This window comes from Lapillicoccus jejuensis, assembly GCF_006715055.1.
In the GTDB taxonomy this organism is placed as follows: domain Bacteria; phylum Actinomycetota; class Actinomycetes; order Actinomycetales; family Dermatophilaceae; genus Lapillicoccus; species Lapillicoccus jejuensis.
This window is the reverse complement of record NZ_VFMN01000001.1, coordinates 2,290,046-2,314,577: the sequence shown is the minus strand read 5'-3', so window position 1 is coordinate 2,314,577 and position 24,532 is coordinate 2,290,046. Positions and strand designations below refer to the sequence as shown.

The following is a 24,532-nucleotide window of genomic DNA, read 5'->3' as shown; positions in this document are numbered from 1 at the left end:
GTCGTCCGGCGAAGGTCCCGTTTATCGGGTCACCCGATAATGTCCGGTGCCGTCACGCGACGGCCGAGCTGGTCGGCCAGCAGGACGGCGACGCGCAGCTGCTCGCGCGAGGGGCGCCGGACGGCGGTGGCGGTGGTGAGGACGAGGGTGCCGACGGTCTGGCCGCCGTGGCGGACCGGGAGCGAGGTCTCGTCGTCGGTGGGCAGGCCCGCGCGGCCGGGGTCGAGGGTGCGGCCGCCGCGCAGCAGGCTGCCGTCGGGCTGGACGACCGTGCGCCCGGACGCCGTGCGCCCCGGCTCCCAGCGGCACGCGTCGAGCCGCAGCAGCGCGGTGAGCTCGCAGGTCACGACCCGCACCAGCGGGTCGGCCGAGCCGTCGGCCGGCCCCTCGCCGGGGCGGCTGGGGGCGGACGCCACGACCTCGGCGGCGGCGAGCGCCCCGTCGAGGTACCCGCTCGTCCGGCTCGCCTCGGCCTGCCGGCGCCGGCCCCACAGCGCGAGCTCGGTCACCGCGAGCCCGACGAGGACGACCAGGACGAACGCCTCGACGTCGTCGCGGTTGCTGATCGCGAGGGTCTCGTACGGCGCCGTGAGGAAGAAGTCGAAGGACAGCCCGCCGACCACGGCGGACAGGACGGCTGCCACCCGGTCGCCCGTGCTGGCGACGGCGGTGACGACGAGGACGAGCACGAGCGCCGCCGGGGCGGCGCTGACCTGGTCGCGCACGAGCGCGAGCAGGGCGGTGACGAGCACCGGCGCGAGCACGGCGACGGTGCGCAGGGCGGGACCGGGAGCGCCGAGGACGCGCAGCCGGGCGGCGAGGTTCTCCATACCGCCATCACACCGCCTCCCGCGAGCCGTGGCCGGGCCCCTGACGCGATCTTGACGGCGCCGGCGGGGATGATGGCCGGGTGAGCGCGCGACCGTCCCCGTGCGTGCTCCACCTCGACCTCGACGCGTTCTTCGCCGCGGTCGAGCAGCGCGACAAGCCGTCGCTGCGCGGCCGGCCCGTCGTCGTCGGCGGGATCGACGGCCGCGGGGTCGTCGCGACGGCGTCGTACGAGGCCCGCCGGTTCGGCGTGCACTCGGCCATGGCGACGGCGTACGCGCGCCGCCTGCTGCCCGCCGGGACCGCGTACCTCGTCCCCCGCTTCGAGGCCTACCGCCGCAGCTCGGACGTCGTCATGGGCCTGCTCGCGCGGCTGTCCCCCCTCGTGGAGCGGGTGAGCATCGACGAGGCGTACGTCGACCTCGCCGCCGGCGGGCACGACACCTCGCCCGCCGCGGTGGAGGAGCTCGCGCAGGCGCTGCGCGCCGACGTCGTCACCGGCACCGGCGGTCTCACCGCGTCGGTCGGCATCGGGACGAGCAAGCTCGTGGCCAAGATCGCCTCCGACCTGCGCAAGCCCGACGCGGTCGTCGTCGTCCCCGCCGGGGAGGAGCTCGACCTGCTGCACCCGCTGGCGGTGACCAAGCTCGGCGGCGTCGGCCCCGCGACCGAGCAGAAGCTGCGGACCCTCGGCGTGCACACCGTCGGCGACCTGTACGCCGTCGAGGAGGCCACGCTGGTGCGGATGTTCGGCTCCGCCCACGGCAGCGGGCTGCACCGGCTCGCGCGCGCCCTCGACGACCGGCCGGTCGTCTCGTCCCGGGACGCGAAGTCGGTCTCCGCCGAGGACACCTTCCCGACCGACCTGACGTCGGTGCCGGCGCTGCACGCCGAGATCGACCGGCTCGCCGCCCGGGTGGGCGAGCGGCTGCGGTCCGGCGCGACCGCCGGACGGACCGTCACGCTCAAGGTGCGCCGTCACGACTTCTCGACCGCGACCCGCTCGGCCACCCTCCCCCAGCCGGTGGACGACGACGCCGTCATCGCCGCCACCGCGCGCCGCCTGCTCGCGCTCGCCCCGACCGACGGCGGGGTGCGGCTGCTCGGCGTCGGGGTGTCCGGGCTCAGCGACTTCGTCCAGACCGAGCTGGCCCTCGACGAGGCATCGGCCGACGACCAGCCCGCTCTGGACATCGAGGAGGCCGAGCCGACCGAGCCCACCGAGCCCACCGAGCCCACCGAGCCGACGGAGCCGACCGAGCCGACCGAGCCGACCGAGCCGACGGAGCCGACCGAGGCCGTCACGCTCTTCGGTCCCGTGGCCGACCGGCGCTGGCGTGCGGGCCAGGACGTCCACCACGACGAGCAGGGCGTCGGGTGGGTCTGGGGGTCGGGCCGCGGGCTGGTCACCGTCCGCTTCGAGGGACCGCGCACGGGGCCGGGACCGGTGCGCACGTTCCGCGCCGACGACCCGGCGCTGAGCGCCGCCGACACCCCCGACTGGCGCGACCCCGACGACGTGCCGCACGACGAGGCGCCCCCCGCCCTCGGCTGAGGGCGGGGGGCGTCGTACGGGCGTCGTACGGGCCGTGCGTGGTGTCGCTCAGGCGGCGACGTTGAGGCGGCAGGCGCCGCCGGTGCCGACCTTGGCGAGCGGCAGGAAGCCGTACTTCTTCAAGGTCGTGGACAGCTTGCCGGAGCACAGCGCGCTCTTGCCGGCGGCGTCGAACCCGACGAAGCGCAGGGCGGCGGCGTAGGAGGGCGAGCGGGTGTCGATGTTGTGGAAGACGTAGCGCGCGCCCGGGTAGGCCGAGCCCTCGTTGAAGGCCGCGGTGTTGGGCTTGAACGCGCCGGCGGTGCCGGAGACGGGGGCGAAGGCGGTCGTGCCGACCTGGACCTTGCCGATGGTCACCGTGCTGCGGACGTCGGGGGTGACCCCGTTGCCCTGGGCGATCCACGAGCCGGCCGAGAAGGGGACGATGCCGTTGGCGGTGACGGGGCGGCCGTCGTTCTCCGCGACCTGGGTGGCCGGGCAGGTGGTGGACAGGCGCGGGTCGACGCCACCGAGGAAGTTCGAGACGAAGAACGAGCCGGTGCCCGAGCCCGTCTGCGGGAAGAAGCGCTCGATGGTGCCGCTCAGCGAGGACTTGATCTGGCTCCAGCTGGTGATGGAGCAGTTGTAGATGCCCTGGATCTGGGCCACGGTCAGGGTCAGGCCGGGCTTGTTGGTGGCGAAGCCGACGGCGTCGCGGGCGAAGTCGTAGCACTCGAGGTTCGGGCGCGTGGACGAGTTGCACTGGTACGACGACGCGCGGCTCACGTCGACGGAGGCGTCACCACCCGGGTTGGCCTCGAGGCGGCCGGCGCCCGCGCCGGAGCCGACGGGGGCGGTCTCCTTGCCGGCCCCCGAGCAGGTCGAGCCGGCGGGGGCCGCGCTCGGGGTGATCGACCAGGTGCAGGCGCCCGCGTAGGCGTCGGCCGGGGCGGTGATGGTCTGGGCCTCGCCGGGGCCGGCGAACGCGTGCACGTTGACGCAGACGTCCTTGGCGCCGGTGCTCGGCTTGGGGTTGTCGAGGAAGGTGTTGTTGTTGATGGCCGCGCAGAGCGCGTCGTCGACGTACTGGATCGTGTCGGACCCGACGAAGGTGAGCGTGTCGGCGGTCTTGTCCGACTTCGGCAGGGCGAGGGCGGGCGCGACGCCCACGGTGCCCAAGGCGGTCGCGGCGACCGCGACCGTGAGCAGCGTCATCCGGAGGGAACGCATGTGGTGTCCTCTGCGTGAGAGCGGGTTGAGCGACCCCGTCGGCCGCCCGGAGTAGTCCGCCAGCGTCCGGTGAACGCGAAGCAAGTTCTCAGGTGAACGCACGACGACCGACAGGTTTCCCAGGCACCGCTTCGGTGCGCTGCTCAACCGGTGGCCCCGGACGATCGCGGACGAGACCGGACGATCCCGGCGATCGGCCCGACGGGCGCCGGCCGCCCGAGGTCGCGCGGGATGAGCCGCACGTACGTCGTCGTCGCCGTCGGCGCGACCGAGCGGAACCGCTCGACGCTGGCCAGGCACTCGACGCGGCGGCCGTAGGAGCCGTCGGAACGGGCCACGGCCAGGCCCTCGAAGGTGAGGACCCAGGACCACTCGCGCCCGTTGGTGCTCGTGAGGTCGACCGTGCCGAGCAGCGCCCCGCGCGCGGCGAGCGCGGCGAGCTCGCGCGACTCCTCCACCGTGACGGTCACCTGCGGGGACCGTGCGTACGCGCGGTTGTTGCGCCCGAGCAGCCGCCAGAAGCAGCGGCTCGAGCTGACGTAGACCTGGAAGCGAGCCCTCGGGACGACCGGCTCGGTGACCAGCGGGGGCGGCGTCGGCAGCGCGCTCCCGGTCGTGACACAGCCCGGCTCCGCCACGACGCTCATGCCCACCCGGGGAGCAGACGCGTCGCGGTGAGGGCGGTGAACACGACGAGGGCGACGAGCGGCGGGGTCGTCACGAGGTAGGCCATCGGCCGGGACCAGCGCCGGTAGGCCACGACGGCCCCCACGACTCCGCCGGCGAGGGCCAGCACCTCGAGCAGCAGCAGCGGCCACGCGGTCGGGTCCGCGTGCCGCCCGTCGAGCTCCGGGGAGAAGCCGTTCTGCGGGGTCGGGACGAAGGGCTTGCCCTTGAGGGTCGCCACGACGGTGACGCCCTGGGTGCCGCTCCACGGTAGCGCGCTGTCGGAGGAGAGCAGCGTGAGGCGGTCGTCGTCGGACGGGTCGTAGACGGTGTCGTCGACGCGTCCGTGGGTCACGGTCGTGACCTGGTAGACGCTGCGCCCTTGGGCGGTGAGGACGAGGACCGGGTCACCCGGGCGCAGGCTGGTCAGGTCGCCGAACGGGCCGCCGAACGCCGTACGGCGTCCCACGAGGACGGCGTTGCCGGGCTGGCCGGGGGCGGGGGTGCCCGCCACGTGCGCCACGCCGTCGCGGGTCTGCGCGGGGCCGGCACCCTCGACGACGGCCTGCTGCTCACCGAGCCGCGAGACCTGCAGCAGCGCGACCGGTGACCCGACCGGAAGCGCCCGCGTGGGGGCGCTCGCGCCGTCGAGGCTGTCGTTCGCGGCGCCGTACGCCTCGCTCACGTCGGACTGCAGCTGCCGGGTGAGGTCGACCTGGGCCTTGGCCGAGAAGACCGGTCCCATCGGGTAGGCGACCATGAGCATGGCCAGCACCGCGAAGAGGACCAGACCACCGATGCGGACGGCCCAGGCCCGCGGGTCGACAGGGACGGCGTGTTCCGGACCCGAGGGCGGCACGTGGGCGGCCTGGTCGGGCGGCAGGTGGAACGACCCCTCGGCCGCACGGCGCTCACCGCGCCCGGACGTGGGGCTCGGGCCGGTGCGCACGACGGGACGCGGCGGCGTGGACGTGGTCATGCCGCCCGCCCACCCGCGCCGCGGCGGCCGAGGCCCGGCAGGGCGAGCGCTCCCGCCCCCCAGGCCGCACCGACCCCGACCAGGAGCAGGAGGAGCAGCAGCCCGACCACGGACGACACCGGCGAGGTGCGCAACGCGCCGGAGAACGTCGGTGGCTCGTAGGCCACCGGGGTCACTCCCGCGGCCTGCCGCTCCTTCGCCTCGGCGACGGCGCCGGGCGGGCTGGAGCCGGCGGCGGCCGCGCCCGTGCCCGACGGGACGCCGCCCCCGGAGGTGCCGCCCGAGATGGTGCCGCCGGTCGTGCCGACCCCGACGGAGGAGCCGCCCGTCGTGCTGCCGCCGCCGGTGACGCCGGGGTCGGCGGTCGGGGCGGGTGCCGTCGGGGTGGGGGTCGGGGTGGGCGTCGGGGTCTTCGGTGCGCAGGCCCCGGTGGGCGCGGTGGAGCCGATCCTGGCCAGGGCGGCCCTGGCCTGCGCGGCGAGCGCCGGGGTCAGCGGGGCCAGGCCGGCGGGCAGGGCCTGCTGGCCCTCGCCGGTGGCCCAGGTGAGGAAGTCCTTGAGCATCGCCTGCTGCGCGGTGCGCGGGTGGCACGCCTCGTCGAGCAGTGGGGCGGTCGGGACGACGGCGTACTCGACGTAGGTGAGCGGGTAGGCACCGGCGGACGAGGGGAAGTAGCCCTTGGCGTTGAGCGCGCCGGCCGCCGCCTTCTGCAGGGTGGCCGTCGACGGCGCGACGAAGTCGGCGGCCGAGGACCCGGACCCGAGTGAGGCGCTGGTCAGCTCCTGCGCCACGGTGCTCGCCGTGTCGAGCACGGCGAACCGCTGACACCCCTTGGTCAGGGCCTTGATCTCCGGGGTGACGTCGGCGCTGGTCGGCGGGCAGACCGTCAGCTGCCCGTCGGGGACACGGTACGACGGGTTGTCCTTGGACAGCAGCACGGAGAAGATCCCGTTGATCGACGACAGCTCGTAGGTGAGGAAGGTGCCGTCGGCGCCGTGGTCGACGAGCGGGTCGAACGAGGTGAGCGGCCCGACCGGCTTGCCCGACCGGCCGAGCGTGGTGTTGATGGCGTTGCTCGGGTAGACCCAGGAGTCCTTCGCCGCCCCGGCGACGTAGTCGGACAGGGCGGTGGCCAGCGAGCTGGTCCCGACCCCGTAGACCGGTGTGGGGGCGATGACGAACGGCAGCCCGTAGTACGAGGCGTCGAACCCACCGAGCTGGGCCGCGTTGCCCGGCCGCGAGGCGATGGCCCGGCCGAGCGGGTTGTAGCCGGTGAGGTCACCGGACTGCCAGTCGGGGGCCGACGTGGGCTGCGCGTGCAGGACGATCCCCGCGACGTCGGCCGGGGTGAGGGCCAGGGACCCCACGACCTGCGGGTTGTAGGCGAACTTGCCCGGCGTCGTCGACGGCGTCGAGATGCCACCCACCTGCGCGACGCTCACGCCGTTGAGGGCGATGGGGACGGCGACCTGCCCGGCCTTGAGCGGCGTCGCGCTCAGGGCGGGCGAGCCGGCGAAGGCGAGGTCCGCGCCGTTGCCGACCGGGCCGGTCGGCCCCTCGCCGACGGCGGAGGCGACGTAGGACACCGGGATCGGCGAGGCCCCGGCCGCGCAGTAGCCGCGGTCGAGCGCGGCGAGGGGGTCCTGCAGCCGCTCCGGGCCCGACGCGGACAGGGTGCGCTTCGGGTCCAGCCCGGTGCAGGCACCAGTGTCCGTGCCCGCGGGCTTGCCGGGCGCGATGGTCAGGCTGGTCAGGTCCGACCAGTGGGTGGTCGCGCCCGAGACGTTGACGGAGAAGCCGATGACGCACCCGTGGGTCGCGTCGCAGACCAGCTTGGGCAGCGCCGGCTCCACCTGCAGGTAGTTGTTGAGGTAACCGATCGGGGCGTCGGCCTCCACCTGGTCGCCGGACCCGACCCGGAAGTCGACGTCGAGGGTGCCGTCGGTGCGCGGGTACACGTTGGCCAGCGCGGTCGACAGCCCGGGGCTCTCGCCCCCGGTCGGGTCCGTGCTCCCCGGCAGGTTGGTCGGCAGGTGCTTGTTGCACAGGTTGAACAGCCGACCGGGGTTGAGCAGGGTCTTGCCCTTGCGGTCGAGCTCCTTGACGCTGACCCCCGGGAGCCCGGAGGCCGGGCAGGTCCCGAGCGCGTTGACGTAGCCGCCCGCCGGGATGCCGGCGAACCGCAGGTGGACGACGTCGCCCTGGCGGTAGGCCGTCGGGTCACCGGGGGTGACCTCGAGGGTGACCGCGCTGTTCGGGTCCTTCAGCGTGAGCGTCGTGGCGGAGGTCGCGGCCGGTGCGGCGGCAGCCGGCGCCGCGGCGACCGGCGCGCCGGTCGCGGCGACGACCGCCCCGAGCAGGAGGGTGACGAGGACACCGGCGATGGTGCGGGGCGTGCGCGGGCGCGCGCGACGGAGGGCACCGCGAGACGACATGGGATCCCTTCCAGGAGTCAGGGTCAGGGCCGGTGACGTCCCCACGGACCGGGTGACCGCGGACATCGTGCGGCCCGCTCTCAGGCGGGGTCAAGCCGATCCACGGCCGGTCATCGTCACAGAACGGACAATGCCGAACGTCGTTGCCGCGCGGACGGATCCGCGTCGTCTGGCGTTCACCTCCCGCCCGACCGGACGTACACGGGACGTCCAGACACTCGCTGCCCGTGGCCGCCACTCCGCTGCGCTCCAGCGCGCCCGAACGCCGACCCCTGCGGGGCCGGCGCCCGACCGACACCCCGTCCGCGGTCGACCGCGCCTTCACGGGCGCGACGACGACGTCGGGGCTCGTCGTCCTGCTCCTGCTCACCCTCATCGCGGTCTTCCTCGTCCGTGAGGCGTGGCCGGCGCTCGAGGCGCGCGGCTGGAGCTTCTTCACGACGGTCGAGTTCAGCGTCGTGGGGAACCCCCCGGTCCTCGGCGTCCTCGGGCTGCTCGTCGGCACCGTCGTCGTCGCCCTCATCGCCGTCCTCATCGCGGTGCCGGTCAGCGTGTGCACCGCCCTGTTCATCACCGACGTCGCGCAGGGCCGGGTCCGCTCGACGATGATGGGCCTGCTCGACCTGCTGGCCGCGCTGCCCTCGCTCCTCTACGGCCTGTGGGGCTTCGCGTTCCTCACGCCGTACCTCGAGCCCGTCGCGCGCTTCCTCTCGACGCACCTGGGCTTCATCCCGCTCTTCCGGGTCGAGGCCGACAAGCCGTTGATCTCGTCCTACTTCTTCGCCGGGCTGGTCGTCTCGCTCATGGTCCTGCCGATCATCACCTCGGTCGTCCGCGAGGTCTTCATGCAGGTGCCGCCGGGCGAGAAGGAGGCGGCCCTCGCGCTCGGCTCGACCCGGTGGGACATGCTGCGCACGGTCGTCGTGCCGTTCGGCCGCGGCGGGATCATCGGCGGCTCGATGCTGGGCCTGGGCCGCGCGCTCGGGGAGACGATCGCCGTCTCGCTCCTGCTGCCGCAGTCGCCGATCTCGGTGGTCCACGTCTTCCAGTACGGCGGCTCGACCATCGCCGGGTTCATCGCCGTCAACACCGGCGCCAGCGGGCTCGCCCTGTCCGGTCTGCTGGCGGCGGGCCTCGTGCTCTTCGCGTTCACCCTGACGACGAACTTCGTCGCGAGCCTCATCATCTCGCGCAGCCGCTCGGGTGCGGGGGTGGACGCGTGACCACCCTCAGCGCCCCGCCCGAGCAGCCCGGCACCCCCATCCTCAGCGCCCCCTCCCGCACCGCGCCGCCGCGCGAGCGGGTCCGGCCGGCGCGCTGGACCGGCGCCGACATCGCTCTCGTGGCCGGCTGCGCCGCCTCCGCCCTGCTCCTGACCGTGCTCCTCCTGCACGTCCTCGTCAGCTCGCCGGGCTGGCTGGCCGACCTCGTGGTCTGGTACCTGCTGATGATGGGGATGACGTACGCCGTCACCCGCGACCAGCAGGGCGTGCTCGCCGCCCGCGACCGGATGGCGACCATGGCGCTGACGACCGCGGCCGTCCTGCTGCTCGTCCCGCTCGTCAGCCTGCTGCTGTACGTCGTGGGCCGCGGCCTGCCGCACCTGACCCCCGGCTTCTTCACCCACGACCTGACCAAGGTCGGCCCCGACCAGCCGGCCGAGCAGGGCGGCGGTCTGCACGCCATCGTCGGCACCCTGGAGCAGGCCGGGGTGGCGCTGCTCATGGTGCTGCCGCTCGGTGTCGTCACCGCGGTCTTCCTCAACGAGACCCGCAGCCGGATGCGCCGCTGGGTGCGGATCATCGTCGACGCGATGAGCGGACTGCCCTCCATCGTCGCCGGCCTGTTCATCTACTCGGCCCTCATCGTCACCCGCCCCTTCGGGTGGAGCGTCTTCGGGTTCGACGGCTTCATGGCCTCACTCGCCCTCTCGCTCGTCATGCTGCCGACGGTCACCCGCACCGTCGAGGTCGTCCTGCGCCTCGTGCCCGACGGGCTGCGCGAGGCCTCGCTCGCCCTCGGCGCCAGCCGTGGCCGGACCGTGTTCTCGGTCGTCCTGCCGACCGCGCGCACCGGCGTGACGACCGCGGTCGTGCTCGGCCTGGCCCGCATCGTCGGCGAGACCGCGCCGCTGCTCTTCACCGCGTTCGGGACGACCATCCTCAACACCAACCCCTTCTCGGGGCAGCAGGAGAGCCTGCCGCTGTTCGTCTTCCGCCTGGTCAAGTCCCCGTCGCAGAACGAGGCCGACCGCGGGTACGTCGGCGCGCTCGTCCTCATCGTCGTCGTCCTCGCCCTCTTCGTCCTCGCCCGAGCCCTGGGCCGCGGGGTCCTGCGGCTCCCGAGCCGGCCGCGGCTGCCGCGGCCGGCCCTCGCGCTGCCGGGCCGGGGCGCCTCCTCCACCGACAGCACCGAAAGGACGCCCGTGAGCGCCACCGCGACCGAGCCCGACACCGCCGTCCTGCCGGCGACCCGCTTCGACGCCATCCGCGTGACCGGGGGTCCGCCCCCCGGCGCCGCCGCCGTCGAGGCGGTCGACGTCTGCGCCTGGTTCGGCGACCGGCTCGTCCTCGAGGGCGTCGACCTCGTCATGCCGGAGAACAGGGTCACCGCCCTCATCGGCCCGTCCGGCTGCGGCAAGTCGACCTTCCTGCGCATCCTCAACCGGATGCACGAGCTCGTACCGAGCGCCACGCTCTCGGGCGAGGTGCTGCTCGACGGCGAGGACATCTACGCCCGGACGATGCGGGCGCAACAGGTGCGCGCCCGGGTCGGCATGGTCTTCCAGAAGCCGAACCCGTTCCCCGCCATGAGCATCCGCGACAACGTGCTGTCCGGTCTCAAGCTCGGCGGCCTGGGCTGCTCGGACAAGGACGCGCTGGTCGAGCAGAGCCTCGAGCGGGCGGGGCTGTGGCGCGAGGTGCGTGACCGGCTCGACGCACCGGGTGGCGCGCTCTCCGGCGGTCAGCAGCAGCGTCTGTGCATCGCCCGGTCGCTGGCCGTGCGTCCCAACGTGCTGCTCATGGACGAACCCTGCTCGGCGCTCGACCCGACCTCCACCCGCCGGATCGAGGACACCATCCAGCAGCTGTCCCAGGACGTCACCGTCATCATCGTCACCCACAACATGCAGCAGGCCCAGCGCGTCTCGGACTTCTGCGCCTTCTTCCTGGCCGCCGAGAACGAGCCCGGCCGGGTCATCGAGCACGGCTGGACGTCCGACGTCTTCGAGCGGCCGGTCGACCGGCGGACCGAGGACTACGTCAACGGCCGCTTCGGCTGAGCCATTCAACGCTTCCCAGGAGACCTCTTCCCGTGACCACGCGACTGCGTCGTGCCCTGCTCGCCGCGCTGGCCGCGGCCCTCGCCGTCCTCGTCGGGAGCACCGGCGCCCAGGCCCTCTCCCCCGTCTCCGGCTCCGGGTCGACGTACGTCGGCGTGGCCATGCGCAAGTGGGTGGCCGACGGCCAGACCCTCGGCATGTCGGTCAACTACACCCCGTCCGGGTCCCCCACCGGGCTCAGCCTCTTCAACCAGTCGTCGGTCGACTTCGCCGGCACCGAGGCCGAGTTCGCGTCGATCGGGATGGCGGCCCCGACCCGCGGCTACCAGTACGTGCCGGACGTCGCCGGGGCGGTGGCGATCATGTACAACATCAACGAGAGCTCGGGGCGCAAGGTCGACTACCTGCACCTCGACCGACGCACCGTGGCGCGGATCTTCATCGGCGAGATCACGAAGTGGGACGACCCGGCGATCGTCGCGACGAACCGCAACATCCACTTCCCCTCGCAGCCGATCCGCGTCGTCCTGCGCGGCAACCCCTCGGGGACGACGGCGCTGTTCTACGACTTCATCTCCACGACCCTCGGCGCCGAGTACGCCGCGCGCTGGGCGCAGTACGGCTGCCAGGGCGTGCAGGGACGACCCGTGCTCATCCAGTGCAACACCGGCTTCATCTCCAACGTCGTGCAGTTCAACGACTCGGACCAGATCGCCAACTACCTCGCGACCGACAGCGGCAAGTGGTCGATCGGCTTCGACGAGTTCGGCTACGCCAAGGTCTACGGCACGTCGACCGCGTGGGTCCAGAACGCCGGCGGCACGTACGTCCTGCCCTACGCGCAGAACATCTCGGCGGCACTGGAGTCGGCGCGGCTGCGGCCCGACCTCAGCCAGGACCTGTCGGGCGTCTACGGCAGCACCAACCCGCAGGCCTACCCCATCTCGGCCTACTCGTACATCGTCACGCAGTGCGCCCCGGCGAGCAGCCGACCGACCTGCAAGGGCGCCTACTCCGACGCCGGCAAGAGCCAGACCCTCGCGAAGTGGATGAGCTACATCGCCTGCGACGGACAGGTGAGCATGGCGCAGCTCGGGTACTCGCCGCTGCCGCCCAACCTCAGCCAGGAGATGGCCAACTCGGTGGCGCGCCTCACCGGCACGGCCCCGACCACGCTGTCGGCGGCCAACTGCACCAACCCGCGGTTCCGGGGCTCGCTCGGCGCCGGGTCCACGAGCCCGTGCGACCCGTTCGTCTGCGGCGCGGGGGCCGGGTCCTCGACGGGGGGCGGGGGCGGGACCCGCGGCACCGGCACCTCCGGTGCGGGTTCGACGACCCAGGGCGGCACGACCGGGGGCACGAGCGGCGGGAGGACGGCCGGGGGGACGACGGCCGGCGGCAACACCACCGGCGGGGCGGCGTCCGCGGCCAAGGGCGCCACCGGGGCCCCCGGGGCCACCTCCGCCGGAGGCGCTGCAGCGACGTCCGGGGGCAAGGTCGCGGCGGTCGCAGGTCAGGGCGGCGGGGCCCCCGTCGTCGCGCTCGGCGGCAGCGACGCCTCCACCTGGCAGAACCCTGCTCCGGTGAAGTTCGACGCCGCCGTCCCCGAGGACCCGTTCGGCTGGCTGCCCGCCGTCATCGTCCTCGTCGCGCTCCTCGCCCCCGCGTTCGTCGTGAACCGGCGCCGGGCGAAGAGCGGGGCCGACCTCAGCCCGGACCCGGCTCCTCGCCCCTGACCTCGGGGACGACGACCCACCGGCCGCCGTCCTGCTCGAAGTGCAGGAGGGTGCCGGGGGGCAGCGACTCGCGCACCGCCGCCGGCAGCGGGACGAACCCGTCGGCCGTGACGACGGCGTACTCCTCGCCGCTGCGACCCTCGCCGCCGATCCGGCCGTCGCGGATGGTCACCGTCCTCGGCAGCCGCCGGGCGACGTCGGGGTCGTGGGTGACGAGGACGACGGTCGTCCCCAGCTCGGCGTTGACCCGCAGCACTGCGTCGAGGACCTGGTCCCGGGCGCTGCGGTCCAGCGCGCTGGTCGGTTCGTCCGCGAGGAGCACGCCCGGCCGCGGCGCCATGGCGACGGCCAGCGCCGCCCGCTGCAGCTGCCCCTGGGACAGGTGCGCGGGCCGCTCGTCGGCGAACCCGGTCGCCCCCACCAGGGCCAGGGTGTCCCCCACCCCCACGACGTCGGCACCGAGCCGGCGCGCCGCCTCCTGGGCGAAGACGACGTTCTCGCGCACCGACAGGTAGGGCACGAGGTTGCGCTGCGCACCCTGGAGCATGAGCGAGGTCTCGCGGGCCAGGAAGGCGTCGAGGGCGGCCGGGCCGAGCGCCGACAGCTCGTGGTCGCCGACGAAGATCTTGCCCGCGCTGGGCCGGAAGAGCCCGCCGAGCAGGGCGAGCAGGGTCGACTTGCCCGACCCCGACGGCCCGAGCAGCCCGACGACCTCGCCCGCCCCGACGACGAGGTCGACCCCGGAGAGGGCGGCGACGTCGTACCCCTCCGTGCGGTAGAGGTGGACCAGCCCCAGGGTGCGGATCGCGCGACCCGTGCTCATCCGGGCTCCCGGAGCCGGCTGGGGACCGCGCGTCGGGCGACGCGCTGGACGGTGAGCGCGGTGACGGCGACGACGACGAGCAGCCCCACCCCGGCGGCGAGCAGCGACGGCCCCCAGGCCGGCGCGAGGTCGAGCGGGTAGGTGCCGGGCGGGGTCGTGAACAGCGGAACGAGGGTGACCGCGGCCGGCGCGGCCCACAGGCCGACGGCGGCCCCGAGGACGGCGCAGGCGAGGACGACCGGCGTCGTCTCGAGCTGGGCGAGCGCCGCCACCCCGCGCGGGGACAGGCCGAGCAGCCGCAGCCCGGCCCAGTCGCGGGTGCGCGACCGCGCGGACGTCGTGACGAGGACGACGACCGCCGCCGCCGCGACGAGCAGGCTGAGGGCCGCGACGGCGAGGGCGAGCTGCAGGCTCCAGGCGGCGGCCGAGGCGCCGTACGACGCCCTGACGTCGGCGGCGCGCGTCGTGCGCAGCACCGGGACCCCGGCCCGTTCGAGCCCGTCGCGCAGGCCGGCGACGACGGTCGGGTCGTCGGTGTCGACGTACGCGGCCAGGGTCGCCGAGCCGCGGCCGGTCCAGCCCTGCGCGAGCAGGTTGCCGACGGCGACGACGGCGGTGGCCCGTGGCCCGCCCGGCGCGAAGGGCAGGGTGCCCGCGGACCGCAGCAGCAGCGGCGTGCCGTCGACCTGCGACCCGGCGACGGTCACCCCGCTCGAGGTGGCCGTCGCCGCGGCGGTGGTGAGGGCGGGGACGACGCCGGGGAGCGAGGCGTGCGAGAGGAACGCGGGGTCGTAACCGTTGTCGGAGTAGGTGAGCGCCACAGACGCGGGACCGGGGAAGGCGCCCGTGACGACGGTGTCGCCCGCGTCGGTGGGGCGCCAGTCCCCCTGCCCGCCGAGGTCGACGCCGCGGCCGTCGAGGGCGAGGTCGGTGACCATGACCGTGCCGGCGACGGGTGCGGCCCCACGCGGGGTGAGCAGGCCGATTCCCGTGACGCGGCAACCGGATCCGCAGTCGACGGCGACCGACACGTCGGTGTCGAGGCCGGCGGCGGGGACGGGACCGAGGGCGACGGTGTCGGTGACGCCGTCCGCTCGGACGACGCGCAGGGCGAGGACGAGGGTGGTCGGTGCCTGCCGGATGACCGGCGGCACGGGGCGGAAGGCGGGGGCGCTGACGTGGTACGTCGCGCGGGTGCCGGTGAGCACGAGCGGCGCGACGGTCGGCGCGGTGAGCCGGTCCCACGCGAGCGACCCCGCGGGGACGCCGGGGAACCGCGCCAGCCGGGCGAACTCCTCCGGTACGACGCCCATCGTCGTCACGCCGTCACCCCCCTGGTCGCTCGACGGGCCGACGAGGACGACGGGGGTGGCGTGCCGGGCCTGCGGGTCGAGCCGGTGCACGGCCGCCGCGACCGCCTGCAGGTCGCGGCTGCCGAGGGTCAGCACGCTCGACGCGCCGACCTCGGCGTCGGCCCGGCCGGCCCAGTTGCGCTGCCCGACGGCGAGCAGGTCGACCCCGACGACGACGATGCTCAGGGCCACGGTGATGACGGGCACGAGCCACCGGGTGGTCGGTCGCCGGCCGGCGGTGAGGAGCGCGGTCCCGGCGGCGGCGCGTCCGCGGCGCAGCAGCAGCCGCCCGGCCGCGGGCAGCCCGAGGGCGAGCAGGCGCGCGGCGACGACGCCGACGGCGAGCGCGAGCAGCGTCGGGGCGACCTGCCCGACCGGCCCGCTGACCGACCCCGTGACGAGGGCGACGAAGGCGGCGGCCGCCGCGGCGACGAGCATCGCCTCGAGGACCCCGAGGCGGAAGGTGCGCCGCCGCGGCGGCACGCTGCGCACGAGGTCCGCGACCGGCTCGCGGCAGACCCGGCGGACCGAGAGCACGACGAGGCCGAGCATTCCCAGGACACCGATGACCAGGACGGCGACCGCGGCGGCCGGCACCTCGAACGGCGGGTCGCCGGTGAGGACGGTGCGGCGCGCCAGGGTGGTCGCCCCGACCCCGAGCAGCCCCCCGAGCGGCACGCCGACGGCGACCTGCGGCAGGGTCTCGGCGAGCAGGAGCCTCTGCGCGCCACGGGTCCCGCGGCCACGCAGCCGCGCGATCGCGACCTCGCCCCGGCGCTGGTTGGCGGCGGCGACGAGCACGAGCCACAGCACGCAGCCGAGGATGAGCTCGAGCTGCGCGGTGAGCAGCGGCACGGTGACGGCCGCCTGCGTGGCGCCGGTGCGGACCTGGTCGGAGAGGGCGGGCAGGCCGCTGCTCGCCGAGACGGTGGCGGCCTGCTGGCTGCCGGTGCGCTCGACGCCGTACGGCGCCGCGACGAGCGCGGCGACCCGTGGCCCGAGGTCGAGGACCTCGTCGACACCGAGCGCCTGCGTCGACAGCGGCAGATCGGCGCCGTACTGCGGCTGGAACCACTGGCCGCGACCGCCGTCGGGCGCGGTGACCGGTCCGGTGAGCGTCGCGAGCGGGGTGAGCAGGTCGTCGTACCCGGTCTTGGTGGCGGCGGAGCCGGTGAGCCGGTCGCCGAACCAGTACGGAGAGTCGACCTGCCGGTAGGTGCCGACGACCCGCACCGTGGTGCGCGGCGCGGAGTCGGGCAGGCTGACGAACCCGTCGTACTCGCCGAGCAGGATGCTGGTCCCGACGGGCTGCCCGTACGCCGTCGCCTGGTCGGTCGAGACGGCGACCTCGCCGGCGGCGGTCGGGCAGCGCCCGGTCGCGAAGGTCACGTGGTCGCACATGCCGTCCCGGGACAGCAACCGGCCGGCCGGCTGGCCGGCGAGCGGCATCCGGCGGACCCCGACGGCGGTGCTGGTGACGGGGGCGCCGTACCAGCGCCGCAGGTCGGGCGCGACGAGCCCGACGAGCTGGTCGGACGTCGGCGCGAGGGCCGGCTGCGTCGCGCTGGTCGCGGCGAGCCGCAGGCCCGCGGTGGCCGGGCCGGCGCCCTGCAGCAGGGTGCGGGCGGTGGCCTGCTCGAGCGCGCGGGCGTAGAGCGGGGCGAGGACGAGCCCGGTGCAGACGAGCGCGGAGAGCACGGTGACGACGACGGCCTGGGCCCGTCGGTACCGCAGCGCTGCCAGCATGAGACCTCCCGGGGCGGGTGGCCCCGGCGCCCTCCCGCGCACGATACCGCCGTACGGCGCGCTGCTAGCGTGCGGTCGCGGGCGTCCTGAGGAGGTGTCGGTGACCGTGGAGCCGGTGCGGCGGGGTCTCGCGGTGCGCGCCGACGACGTCGTCGTCGAGCTCGGCGGTCGGCGGGTGCTCGACGCGGTGTCCCTCGCGCTCGAGCCGGGGTCGTTCTCCGCGCTGACCGGGCCGTCGGGGGCGGGCAAGTCGACGCTGCTGTGGGTGCTCGGCGGGGCGCTGCGACCGACGTCGGGGTCGGTGTCCGTCGGCGACGAGCCGGTCGGTGACGAGGTCGCCGCGGCGGCGCGCGGGGTGCTCCTCGTGCCGCAGGGGGCGACGCTCGCGGCGCCGCTCACCGCGCGGGAGAACGTCGTCGTCCCGCAGCTCGTGCACCGGGTGCCCGCGGGGGAGGCTGGTCCGCGCGCCGACGCGGCGCTGCACGCGGTGCGGCTGGAGGAGCAGTCCGACCACCTCGTCGAGGAGCTGTCCGGCGGACAGCAGCAACGGGTCACGCTCGCGCGGACCCTCGCCCTGCGGCCCGCGGTGCTGCTCGCCGACGAGCCGACGAGCGAGCTCGACGCCGGGACCCGCGACGTCGTCGTGGCGCTGCTGGCCGCCGAGGCGGCGGCCGGCGCGACCGTGCTGCTCGCGACGCACGACGCCGCGTGCGCCGAGGCCGCGGGGGCCGAGCTGCACCTCGACGAGGGGCGGTTGGTCCGGGTCCGCTAATCCGTAGGGCGGGGCGTCGTACGGCGTCGGCGGGGAGGCAGCGCGAAGAAGAGGGCGAGGAGCGCGACGACGACGAGCGCCGCCGTCCCGTTGAGGAAGGCGACGCCGACCGAGACGGCGTAGCAGCAGGCGCCGAACGCGCCGCGCCGGCTGGCGGCGAGGGTGATGCCGCGGGCGTGCGGGTGCAGCAGGTGGGGGTGCCGTCCGAGGTAGACCCACAGCGCGAGGAACGAGACCGCGGCGAGGGTGAGCACGGCGGTGTAGAACACGGCGGCCTCGATGGCCGGCCGGCCGCCGGCCTGGAGGGCGCGGCCCAGCACGGCGGTGGGGAAGCTGATGGACGAGATGCACAGCAGCAGGAACCCGTTGAGGAACAGCAGCGCCCGGTCGACGGTCGCGACGTCGGCGAGCAGCGCGTGGTGGTTGACCCAGTAGATGAGGATGGTCACGAAGCTCACCGCGTAGGCGGCGATCGACGGGAGCTCGTGGTGCAGGTGCTCCCACACGTCGGCGCCGGGCTCGGGCGCGGCGAGCTCGATGACGAGCAGGGTGGCGGCGATGGCGATGATGCCGTCGCTGAACGCCTCCAGCCGGCTGGTGCCCATCACCGGCTCGGCGGGGGCAGTAGGGGCGGCAGGGGGTGCCTCGGTCATGGCCCATCGTCGGCCCGCGAGGTGGCGCGGCTCAAGACCCGTGTTGCGCGGTGCCCGTCCCGGTGCCGCACCGTTGCCGGGTCTGCCGTGGCACGACAGGATGCCAGGTCTCCGCGCACGCCGTCGTCCTTGATCGGGAGCCCTGCCATGACCCGTTTCCGTCGTGCGGCCCGGGTGTCCGCAGTCCTGCTCGCGGTCGTCCCGCTCGCCGTGTCCGCCGGGCCGGCCGTCGCGGCCCCCGCCACGCCGTCGGGGGGCGCGCCGATCACGCGGTACGCCTCCGTGGCGTCGGTCCCGCTGGTCGCCGCGCCCTTCGCGCAGACGACCGGGTCCGTCGCCTGCCCCGCCGGCACCCACGTCCTCGGCGGCGGCGCGGTGCTCAGCCTCTCCGACCTCTCGCTCGACCTCGCCGGGTCGGTCCCGCTGCCCGGGGGTGCGGGCTGGCAGGCCCGGGTGTCCAACCGCACCGGCGGCGGCTGGGAGTTCGCCGTCTTCGCGATCTGCGCGAGCGGGATCCGCGGCTACCGGCTCTCCTCGAACTCCGTCCTCAACCGGGCGGGCACGCGGACGGTGCTCACCGCGACCTGCCCGGCCGGCACGGTCCCGCTCGGCGGGGGTGGCGAGACGCGGTCGAGCGAGGCGGGCGCGTCGTTGGGCGGCATCTTCCCCGTCGACGGCGGCTGGCGCGCGGTGGTGACCAACCGCGCCGTGCCGCACCCGCAGGCGCGGGCCGTCGCCGTCTGCGGCGAGGCACCGAGCGGGTACGTCGTCGTGCAGGGACCACGGCAGGTCGCCCCCGCCGGGTCGTCGACCCTCGGGGCCATCCGCTGCCCCGCGGGCCTGGGCTACCTCGCCGGGGGCGTCCGGGTCTGGCCGGCCTCGCCCGACGTCACCGTGAGCGGCACCTTCCCGCAGGACGACCGTTGGCGGGTCGAGGTGGCGAGCTCGAGCGACGGCGCGTCGTCCCTGCACCCGTCGGTCGTCTGCGCGACGGTCCCGGCCTGAGCCGGCTCGAGCCCGCACGACCAAGGCTCCCGACCTGACGGATCAGGTCGGGAGCCTTCTCACCCGGTGGAGCTGAGGGGATTCGAACCCCTGACCCCTTCATTGCGAACGAAGTGCGCTACCAACTGCGCTACAGCCCCGTGGTGCGTCGGAAACTCTAGCATCGGGCCCGCGAGGCGATGAAACCGGCGGCGGCGGCCCCGGGGGCCGTCCGCGGGGTCCCCGCCCGGCGGCGTCGTACGGCCTACGGTGGAGGTATGGACGAGCAGGGGACGACCAGCGCCGTACCGCGTGGGGTGCGCGCCGCCAGCGAGTGGGCGTGGCGGCTGCTCATCATCGCGGCGGGCGTCGTCGTGCTGGCCCTCGCGGTCGGGCACCTGTCCGAGGTGGCCATCCCGATCGCCGTCGCGACGCTGCTCAGCGCGTTGCTCGGCGGGGTGCACGGCTGGCTGTGCCGCTTCATGGGGCGCGGACCGGCCGCCGGGCTGACGCTGCTCGGCACGATCCTCGTCATCGTCGGGCTGATGACCCTCGTCGGCACCCAGATCAGCAACGGCTTCTCCGACATGGCGACCCAGGCCGGCGCCGGGCTGGACCAGATCCGCGGCTGGGCCCGGACCAGCTTCGGGCTCTCGGACGACCAGGTCTCGCAGTACGTCGGGCAGCTGCGCACGTGGCTGGAGAGCAGCAGCGACGTGCGGCAGTACGCGACGAGGTTCGGCGTCACCGCGACGCACGCGGTCGCCGGCCTGTTCATCGCGCTCTTCTCGCTCTTCTTCTTCCTGTACGACGGCCCGCGCATCTGGTCGTGGCTCGTCGGCCTCTTCCCCCGGACGGCACGCTCGCGAGTCGACTCCTCGGGGCAGGTCGCCTGGGGGCAGCTGACGGCGTACACGCACGGCGTCGTGCTCGTGGCCGCCACCGACGCGGTCGGCATCACCATCGGCGCGCTCATCCTGCGGGTGCCGTTCCCCTTCGCCATCGGGGTGCTCGTCTTCCTGCTGTCCTTCATCCCCATCGTCGGGGCGCTGCTGAGCGGGGCGGTCGCCGTCCTGCTCGCGCTCGTCGAGCACGGGCCGGTGATCGCGCTCATCATGCTCGGTGTCGTCGTCGCCGTGCAGCAGCTCGAGTCGCACGTGCTCCAGCCGTTCATCCTCGGCCGGTCGGTGCGGGTGCACCCGTTGGCCGTCATCCTCGCCATCGCGACCGGCTCGATCCTCGGCGGCATCGTCGGGACGCTGCTGGCCGTGCCGGTCGCCGCCGTCCTCAACGCGGTCGGACAACACCTGCTGTCGGGAGACGACGACGACCCGGCGGGCGCCGAGGGCGACCCGGTGGACGGCGACGCGGTGGCCGCGGGGGCCCCCGGCGCGCCCCTCGCCGACTGACCCGCCACCCCCCGATCCTCACTGCTGCGGACGAGGGACGTCCGGGACGGCCACGAGCTCGTCGGAGGGCGAGACGTCGACATCTCCCTCCCGCAGCAGTCCGGGTCTCAGGAGGGACGTCGAGGTCCCGTTCCCGCAGCAGTTCGGATCTCAAAAGGGACGTCGACGTCCCGGTCCCGCAGCAGTCCGGGGGTGGGGTCAGCCGATGCGGCGGGTGCGGGCGGCCATGAGGCGCTCGAGGTCGTCGTCCTCGACCTCGATCGGCACGGGGACCGAGTCGTCCTCGACGACCGGCTCCGGGGCGGGGCGCGGACCGGCGCAGTCCTTGAGCATGTACGTCGGCCGCGGCACCGGGACGGGGCTCCACTCCCGGGCCATCTCGCGCGCGACCTCGTCGGCGCGCTCGGCGGCGACGACCGCGGTGATGTCGTAGATCTCGGGCTGGTCGACGGCCTCGGTGGTCGCCTCGGTCGTGGCCTGGGCGACGACGACGGCCTCGACGACCGACTCGGCGGCGGGCGCCGCGACGGGAGCGTCCTGGGGCGTCGCGGCGGGGCGCGCAGCGCGGGTCCGCGGGCGCCGGGCCAGCCGGGCGGCGCGGCGCACGGCCTGCTCGCGGCGGACCGAGGCCCGCAGCCAGGCCAGGGTCACGACGAAGCAGCCGACGGCCACGGCCACCGACACCCACAGCAGGACGCCGACGAGCGACAGGAGCGCGGTGACCGGGATCGCGACGAGGGTCGCGAGGAAGGCGATGCCGCGGACCCGGCGGGCGAGCAGCCCCGGACGGCGGGAGGCCGGGCGGCTGGGGCCGGTACGGAGCGCCGTACGGGCACCGTCGACGATGCGGGCCCCCGCCGCGGAGGTCGCCGACACCGTGACCTGGGGCCGGCCCGCGGACCGGGACGGGCGGGTGAGCGACGGGCGGGGCGAGGCCTGCTGGTGCAGGACGCCCACGGGCTCGCGGCGCTCGAGGATCCGCATCGCCTCGCTGAAGCGGTCGACCGACCGGGCGGTGGCGACGTGCTCGCGGCGGCGGATCCAGTGCTGGACCAGATAGACCGCCCACACCGCCACGATGACGAGGAAGATCAGGCTGCCCGGCTGCACGGACTCGACGGTATGACGTCGCGGCGGACGCTCCGTGGACGCGCGTCGGTGTGTCGCTGTCGATACCTGGGAAATCGTCGGAGATCATGCCCCCGGACCAGGAAGTGCCTTCCTGGGACGGCGACGAGGCCGTCAGGACCGGGGCGCCCGGCGCTCCACGCCGTCCCACGGCGGGGCCGACGGCGGGAACCGCTCCATCCAGCGCTGGGCGACGAGCGAGGTGCCCACCTCCTCGCGGGTCAGCGCGAAGGTCCGGTGGTCGCGCCACTCGCCGTTGATGTGCAGGTAGCGCTCGCGCAGCCCCTCGTCGCGGAAGCGCAGGTGCTCGACGACCTTGAGCGAGGGCCGGTTCTCGGGACGGATGTTGACCTCGACCCGGTGCAGACCGCCGAGGCCGAAGGCGTGGTCGCACAGCATCGCGAGCGCGCGGGTCGCGACGCCCTGCCCGCCGACCTCGCGCGCCACCCAGTAGCCCGCGGCCCCGGACAGCAGGGAGCCGTCGACGATCCCGAACAGGTGCATCTGGCCGGCCAGGCGTCCCTCGACGTCGATGGCGAAGGGCAGCATCCGGCCGGCGCGGCCCTCGTGGTCGAGGTTGCGCACATACTGCCGGAACGTCATCCGCTGGGCTCGCCCGTCGGGCATCGTCGGCTCCCACTGACCGACGTGGTCGAGGTTGCGCCCCCGCACCTCCTCCCAGGAGCGGCGGTCGCGCCGGGTCAGCGGTCGGAGGACGACGACCGGTCGCAGCCCGTCCTGGCTGACGAGGGTGACCGGCCAGTTGCTCACCGGTGGTCGCCGCCGCGGAGCTGGTCGACGGCGTGGTCGAGCACGGGCTCGAGCACGGTGAGGGCGTCCTTGACCCCGCCGGTGGACCCCGGGAGGTTGACGACGAGGGTGGTGCCGACGGTGCCGGCGATCCCGCGCGACAGCACCGCTGTCGGCACACCCTTGGCGACGCCGGCCGCGCGGATCGCCTCGGCCAGGCCGGGGACCTCGCGCTCGACGACGCGGCGCGTCATCTCGGGGGTGGCGTCGGTCGGGGAGATCCCGGTGCCACCGGTCGTCACGACGACGGCCGCGCCGGAGGCGACGGCCTCCCGCAGCGCCTGCTCGACGGGGTCGCCGTCGGGGACGACGGTGGGCTCGGCGACGGCGTACCCCCAGGCGCGCAGCGCCTCGACGATGAGCGGGCCGGTGCGGTCCTCGTAGACGCCGGCGGACGCGCGGTTGGACGCGACGACGACGGCGGCCTCCCGGGGTGAGCTCACCCGGCCCATCCTGCCTCGCGCCAGTCGCCGCTGCGACCCCCGGACTTCGCCGTGACCCGCACGTCGGTGATCCGGGCGTGCTTGTCGACGGCCTTGACCATGTCGACCAGCGCGAGCGCCCCGACGGCGACCGCCGTCAGCGCCTCCATCTCGATGCCGGTGCGGTCGGCGGTGCGCACCGTCGCCACGAGGTCCACCCCGTCGTCGGTGACCGTGAGGTCGACAGTGACCGCGTGGACCGCGACCGGGTGGGCGAGCGGGACCAGCTCGGGGGTCCGTTTGACGGCCTGGATCCCGGCGATGCGCGCGACCGCCAGCGCGTCGCCCTTGGGGACGGTGCCGTCGCGCAGCGCGGCGACGGCAGCCGGGGAGAGCAGCACCCGACCGGCGGCGGACGCCTCGCGCGCGGTCACGGGCTTGGCCGACACGTCGACCATGTGCGCGGTGCCGTCGGCGCGGACGTGGGTCAGGCCCGAGGGCGACTGGTCGCTCACCCGACCCGGCTCTCGTCGCCGCCCAGCAGCCACAGCTCGACGTCGGCGCCGGCGTCGACCTGCGTGACGTCGGGGGGCACGACGACGAACGCGTTGGCCCGCGAGAGGTCGGCGACGAAGTGCGACGCCTGCCCCCACACCGGGTCGGCCTCCCACCCGGTCGCCGTGCGGGTCGCGACGGCCCGCGCGATCTGGGTCCGTCCGGCGGGCGAGCGCAGCGCCTGGGTCAGCCGGGCGGTGAGCACCGGCCGGGTCGCGGGCTGCAACCCCATCATCGTGCGCAGCGCCGGCCGCACGAACACCTCGAAGCTCACGTACGACGACACCGGGTTGCCCGGGAGCCCGAAGAGCGGCACCCCGCGCTCCCCCACCGGGCCGAAGCCCTGCGGCTTGCCCGGCTGCATGGCGACCTGGACGAACTCGACACCGCGGTCCCGCAAGGCCTCCTTGACGACGTCGTACGCGCCCATGCTCACGCCGCCGCTGGTGACGATCGCGTCGACGTCACCGGCGAGCTCCTCGACGACGGCGAGGACCTCCTCGACGGTGTCGCCGACGGTGACCCGGCGGGCGACGGTGCAGCCGGTCTCGACGACGGCGGCGGCGAGCATGTGCGAGTTGGAGTCGTGGATCTGCCCGGGCGAGAGCGGCTCCCCCGGCGGGACGAGCTCGGCGCCGGTCGACACGACGGCGACCCGGGGGCGGGGGTGGACGGGGACGACGCCGTACCCCGTCGCGGCGGCGAGCGCGAGGCGGCGGGCGTCGAGCACCGTGCCGGCGGCGAGCACGACCGTGCCGGCGCGCACGTCCTCACCGGCCGGGCGGACCGACAGCCCGGCGGGGGCGGAGGCGTCGATGCGGACCTGCTCGGTGCCGCCGTCGGTGTCCTCGACCTTGACGACCGTGTCGGCGCCGGGCGGCATCATCGCGCCGGTCATGATCCGGACGGCCTCACCGGGGCCGACCTCGCGGTCGGCCGTCGCGCCCGCCGCGACCTCGCCGACGACGGGCAGCGTCACCGGGGACCCGGCGGCCGCCGCGACGACGTCGGCCGCGCGCACGGCGTAGCCGTCCATGGCCGAGTTGTCGAAGCCGGGCAGGTCGACGCGGGCCACGAGGTCCTCGGCGAGGACGAGGCCGAGGGCCTCGGGCAGCGGGAGCCGCACCGGGGGCGCCGTACGGACGGTGTCGAGGACGGCCCGGAGGTGCTCGGCGACGCTGCGCACG

At 75.0% G+C, this 24,532-nt stretch carries 20 protein-coding genes, 1 tRNA gene and 1 pseudogene; 8 read left to right on the top strand and 14 right to left on the bottom strand.

Translation table 11 applies throughout. The features are described 5' to 3' along the window. Positions 1–29: 29 nt before the first annotated feature. A complete protein-coding gene (locus FB458_RS10995) occupies positions 30–830 on the bottom strand; it encodes a DUF4118 domain-containing protein (RefSeq protein ID WP_141848528.1) in 801 nt (266 codons plus the stop codon). 80 nt (positions 831–910) lie between these two features. On the opposite strand from FB458_RS10995, the gene FB458_RS10990 reads away from it, so the two are divergent. Beyond that, positions 911–2,383: a DNA polymerase IV gene (locus FB458_RS10990; protein ID WP_141848527.1), complete on the top strand. Its 1,473-nt coding sequence runs from the start codon at positions 911–913 to the stop codon at positions 2,381–2,383. A 48-nt stretch (positions 2,384–2,431) separates the two neighbouring features. Here FB458_RS10990 and FB458_RS10985 read toward each other — a convergent pair whose 3' ends face one another. The 4 genes from FB458_RS10985 to FB458_RS10970 all read right to left on the bottom strand — a co-directional run bounded on the left by FB458_RS10985 (position 2,432) and on the right by FB458_RS10970 (position 7,672). Then, a complete protein-coding gene (locus tag FB458_RS10985; protein WP_141848526.1) occupies positions 2,432–3,592 on the bottom strand; it encodes a substrate-binding domain-containing protein in 1,161 nt (386 codons plus the stop codon). A 143-nt stretch (positions 3,593–3,735) separates the two neighbouring features. Next, positions 3,736–4,239 carry a hypothetical protein gene (locus FB458_RS10980; protein ID WP_141848525.1) on the bottom strand — a complete coding sequence of 168 codons (504 nt, stop codon included), beginning with the start codon at positions 4,237–4,239 and terminating at the stop codon, positions 3,736–3,738. Next, positions 4,236–5,237 (bottom strand): sortase, encoded by a 1,002-nt coding sequence (locus FB458_RS10975; protein WP_141848524.1) that lies wholly within the window; start codon positions 5,235–5,237, stop codon positions 4,236–4,238. The genes FB458_RS10980 and FB458_RS10975 overlap by 4 nt, the downstream gene beginning before the upstream one ends. Next, positions 5,234–7,672 carry a type 2 periplasmic-binding domain-containing protein gene (locus FB458_RS10970; RefSeq protein ID WP_141848523.1) on the bottom strand — a complete coding sequence of 813 codons (2,439 nt, stop codon included), beginning with the start codon at positions 7,670–7,672 and terminating at the stop codon, positions 5,234–5,236. The genes FB458_RS10975 and FB458_RS10970 overlap by 4 nt, the downstream gene beginning before the upstream one ends. 227 nt (positions 7,673–7,899) lie before the next feature. On the opposite strand from FB458_RS10970, the gene pstC reads away from it, so the two are divergent. The 4 genes and pseudogenes from pstC to FB458_RS10950 all read left to right on the top strand — a co-directional run bounded on the left by pstC (position 7,900) and on the right by FB458_RS10950 (position 12,691). Next, positions 7,900–8,895 (top strand): phosphate ABC transporter permease subunit PstC, encoded by a 996-nt coding sequence (gene pstC / locus FB458_RS10965; RefSeq protein ID WP_246061165.1) that lies wholly within the window; start codon positions 7,900–7,902, stop codon positions 8,893–8,895. 224 nt (positions 8,896–9,119) lie between these two features. Beyond that, positions 9,120–9,941, top strand: a pseudogene (pstA, locus tag FB458_RS21885) (phosphate ABC transporter permease PstA); the annotation flags it as partial. Between the two features lie 222 nt (positions 9,942–10,163). Then, positions 10,164–10,955 (top strand): phosphate ABC transporter ATP-binding protein, encoded by a 792-nt coding sequence (locus FB458_RS21880; RefSeq protein ID WP_246061543.1) that lies wholly within the window; start codon positions 10,164–10,166, stop codon positions 10,953–10,955. 32 nt (positions 10,956–10,987) lie between these two features. Then, positions 10,988–12,691 (top strand): substrate-binding domain-containing protein, encoded by a 1,704-nt coding sequence (locus tag FB458_RS10950; RefSeq protein ID WP_170185647.1) that lies wholly within the window; start codon positions 10,988–10,990, stop codon positions 12,689–12,691. On the opposite strand, the gene FB458_RS10945 is transcribed toward FB458_RS10950, so the two are convergent. Both FB458_RS10945 and FB458_RS10940 read right to left on the bottom strand, forming a co-directional pair. Further along, a complete protein-coding gene (locus FB458_RS10945) occupies positions 12,663–13,514 on the bottom strand; it encodes an ABC transporter ATP-binding protein (protein ID WP_141848521.1) in 852 nt (283 codons plus the stop codon). The two genes, FB458_RS10950 and FB458_RS10945, sit on opposite strands and share 29 nt — an antisense overlap. Beyond that, positions 13,511–16,612, bottom strand: a complete 3,102-nt coding sequence (locus tag FB458_RS10940; protein ID WP_141848520.1) for an FtsX-like permease family protein — start codon at positions 16,610–16,612, stop codon at positions 13,511–13,513. The genes FB458_RS10945 and FB458_RS10940 overlap by 4 nt, the downstream gene beginning before the upstream one ends. A 100-nt stretch (positions 16,613–16,712) precedes the next feature. Here FB458_RS10940 and FB458_RS10935 point away from each other — a divergent pair, with 100 nt between their 5' ends. After that, a complete protein-coding gene (locus FB458_RS10935; RefSeq protein ID WP_211356006.1) occupies positions 16,713–17,384 on the top strand; it encodes an ABC transporter ATP-binding protein in 672 nt (223 codons plus the stop codon). On the opposite strand, the gene FB458_RS10930 is transcribed toward FB458_RS10935, so the two are convergent. Then, the gene (locus FB458_RS10930; RefSeq protein ID WP_141848518.1) at positions 17,381–18,037 is read right to left on the bottom strand and encodes a TMEM175 family protein; all 657 of its coding nucleotides are present in this window, start codon (positions 18,035–18,037) and stop codon (positions 17,381–17,383) included. The genes FB458_RS10935 and FB458_RS10930 overlap by 4 nt on opposite strands. Before the next feature lie 147 nt (positions 18,038–18,184). On the opposite strand from FB458_RS10930, the gene FB458_RS10925 reads away from it, so the two are divergent. Beyond that, positions 18,185–19,042 (top strand): hypothetical protein, encoded by an 858-nt coding sequence (locus tag FB458_RS10925; protein ID WP_141848517.1) that lies wholly within the window; start codon positions 18,185–18,187, stop codon positions 19,040–19,042. 67 nt (positions 19,043–19,109) lie between these two features. Here FB458_RS10925 and FB458_RS10920 read toward each other — a convergent pair. Continuing rightward, a tRNA-Ala gene (locus tag FB458_RS10920) sits at positions 19,110–19,182 on the bottom strand. A gap of 117 nt (positions 19,183–19,299) precedes the next feature. On the opposite strand from FB458_RS10920, the gene FB458_RS10915 reads away from it, so the two are divergent. After that, positions 19,300–20,430, top strand: a complete 1,131-nt coding sequence (locus FB458_RS10915) for an AI-2E family transporter (protein WP_246061164.1) — start codon at positions 19,300–19,302, stop codon at positions 20,428–20,430. Between the two features lie 198 nt (positions 20,431–20,628). Here the strand turns inward: FB458_RS10915 and FB458_RS10910 are convergent, their stop codons facing one another. The 5 genes from FB458_RS10910 to glp all read right to left on the bottom strand — a co-directional run bounded on the left by FB458_RS10910 (position 20,629) and on the right by glp (position 24,531). After that, positions 20,629–21,540, bottom strand: coding sequence for a hypothetical protein (locus FB458_RS10910; RefSeq protein WP_141848515.1), 912 nt, complete (start codon positions 21,538–21,540; stop codon positions 20,629–20,631). 132 nt (positions 21,541–21,672) lie between these two features. Next, positions 21,673–22,329: a GNAT family N-acetyltransferase gene (locus tag FB458_RS10905; RefSeq protein ID WP_141848514.1), complete on the bottom strand. Its 657-nt coding sequence runs from the start codon at positions 22,327–22,329 to the stop codon at positions 21,673–21,675. Next, on the bottom strand, positions 22,326–22,820 hold the full coding sequence (locus FB458_RS10900) for a MogA/MoaB family molybdenum cofactor biosynthesis protein (RefSeq protein WP_141848513.1): 495 nt from the start codon (positions 22,818–22,820) through the stop codon (positions 22,326–22,328). Before FB458_RS10900 ends, FB458_RS10905 begins: the two co-directional genes overlap by 4 nt. Continuing rightward, the gene (moaC, locus tag FB458_RS10895; RefSeq protein ID WP_141850477.1) at positions 22,808–23,248 is read right to left on the bottom strand and encodes a cyclic pyranopterin monophosphate synthase MoaC; all 441 of its coding nucleotides are present in this window, start codon (positions 23,246–23,248) and stop codon (positions 22,808–22,810) included. Before moaC ends, FB458_RS10900 begins: the two co-directional genes overlap by 13 nt. A 53-nt stretch (positions 23,249–23,301) precedes the next feature. After that, a complete protein-coding gene (gene glp / locus FB458_RS10890; RefSeq protein WP_141848512.1) occupies positions 23,302–24,531 on the bottom strand; it encodes a molybdotransferase-like divisome protein Glp in 1,230 nt (409 codons plus the stop codon). Between the last annotated feature and the right edge of the window lies 1 nt (position 24,532).

Coding starts and splice junctions, on each gene's coding strand:
- FB458_RS10995 (WP_141848528.1), bottom strand. CDS start 830: ATGGAGAACCTCGCCGCCCGGCTGCGCGTCCTCGGCGCTCCCGGTCCC.
- FB458_RS10985 (WP_141848526.1), bottom strand. CDS start 3,592: ATGCGTTCCCTCCGGATGACGCTGCTCACGGTCGCGGTCGCCGCGACC.
- FB458_RS10980 (WP_141848525.1), bottom strand. CDS start 4,239: ATGAGCGTCGTGGCGGAGCCGGGCTGTGTCACGACCGGGAGCGCGCTG.
- FB458_RS10975 (WP_141848524.1), bottom strand. CDS start 5,237: ATGACCACGTCCACGCCGCCGCGTCCCGTCGTGCGCACCGGCCCGAGC.
- FB458_RS10970 (WP_141848523.1), bottom strand. CDS start 7,672: ATGTCGTCTCGCGGTGCCCTCCGTCGCGCGCGCCCGCGCACGCCCCGC.
- FB458_RS10945 (WP_141848521.1), bottom strand. CDS start 13,514: ATGAGCACGGGTCGCGCGATCCGCACCCTGGGGCTGGTCCACCTCTAC.
- FB458_RS10940 (WP_141848520.1), bottom strand. CDS start 16,612: ATGCTGGCAGCGCTGCGGTACCGACGGGCCCAGGCCGTCGTCGTCACC.
- FB458_RS10930 (WP_141848518.1), bottom strand. CDS start 18,037: ATGACCGAGGCACCCCCTGCCGCCCCTACTGCCCCCGCCGAGCCGGTG.
- FB458_RS10925 (WP_141848517.1), top strand. CDS start 18,185: ATGACCCGTTTCCGTCGTGCGGCCCGGGTGTCCGCAGTCCTGCTCGCG.
- FB458_RS10915 (WP_246061164.1), top strand. CDS start 19,300: ATGGACGAGCAGGGGACGACCAGCGCCGTACCGCGTGGGGTGCGCGCC.
- FB458_RS10900 (WP_141848513.1), bottom strand. CDS start 22,820: ATGGGCCGGGTGAGCTCACCCCGGGAGGCCGCCGTCGTCGTCGCGTCC.
- moaC (WP_141850477.1), bottom strand. CDS start 23,248: ATGGTCGACGTGTCGGCCAAGCCCGTGACCGCGCGCGAGGCGTCCGCC.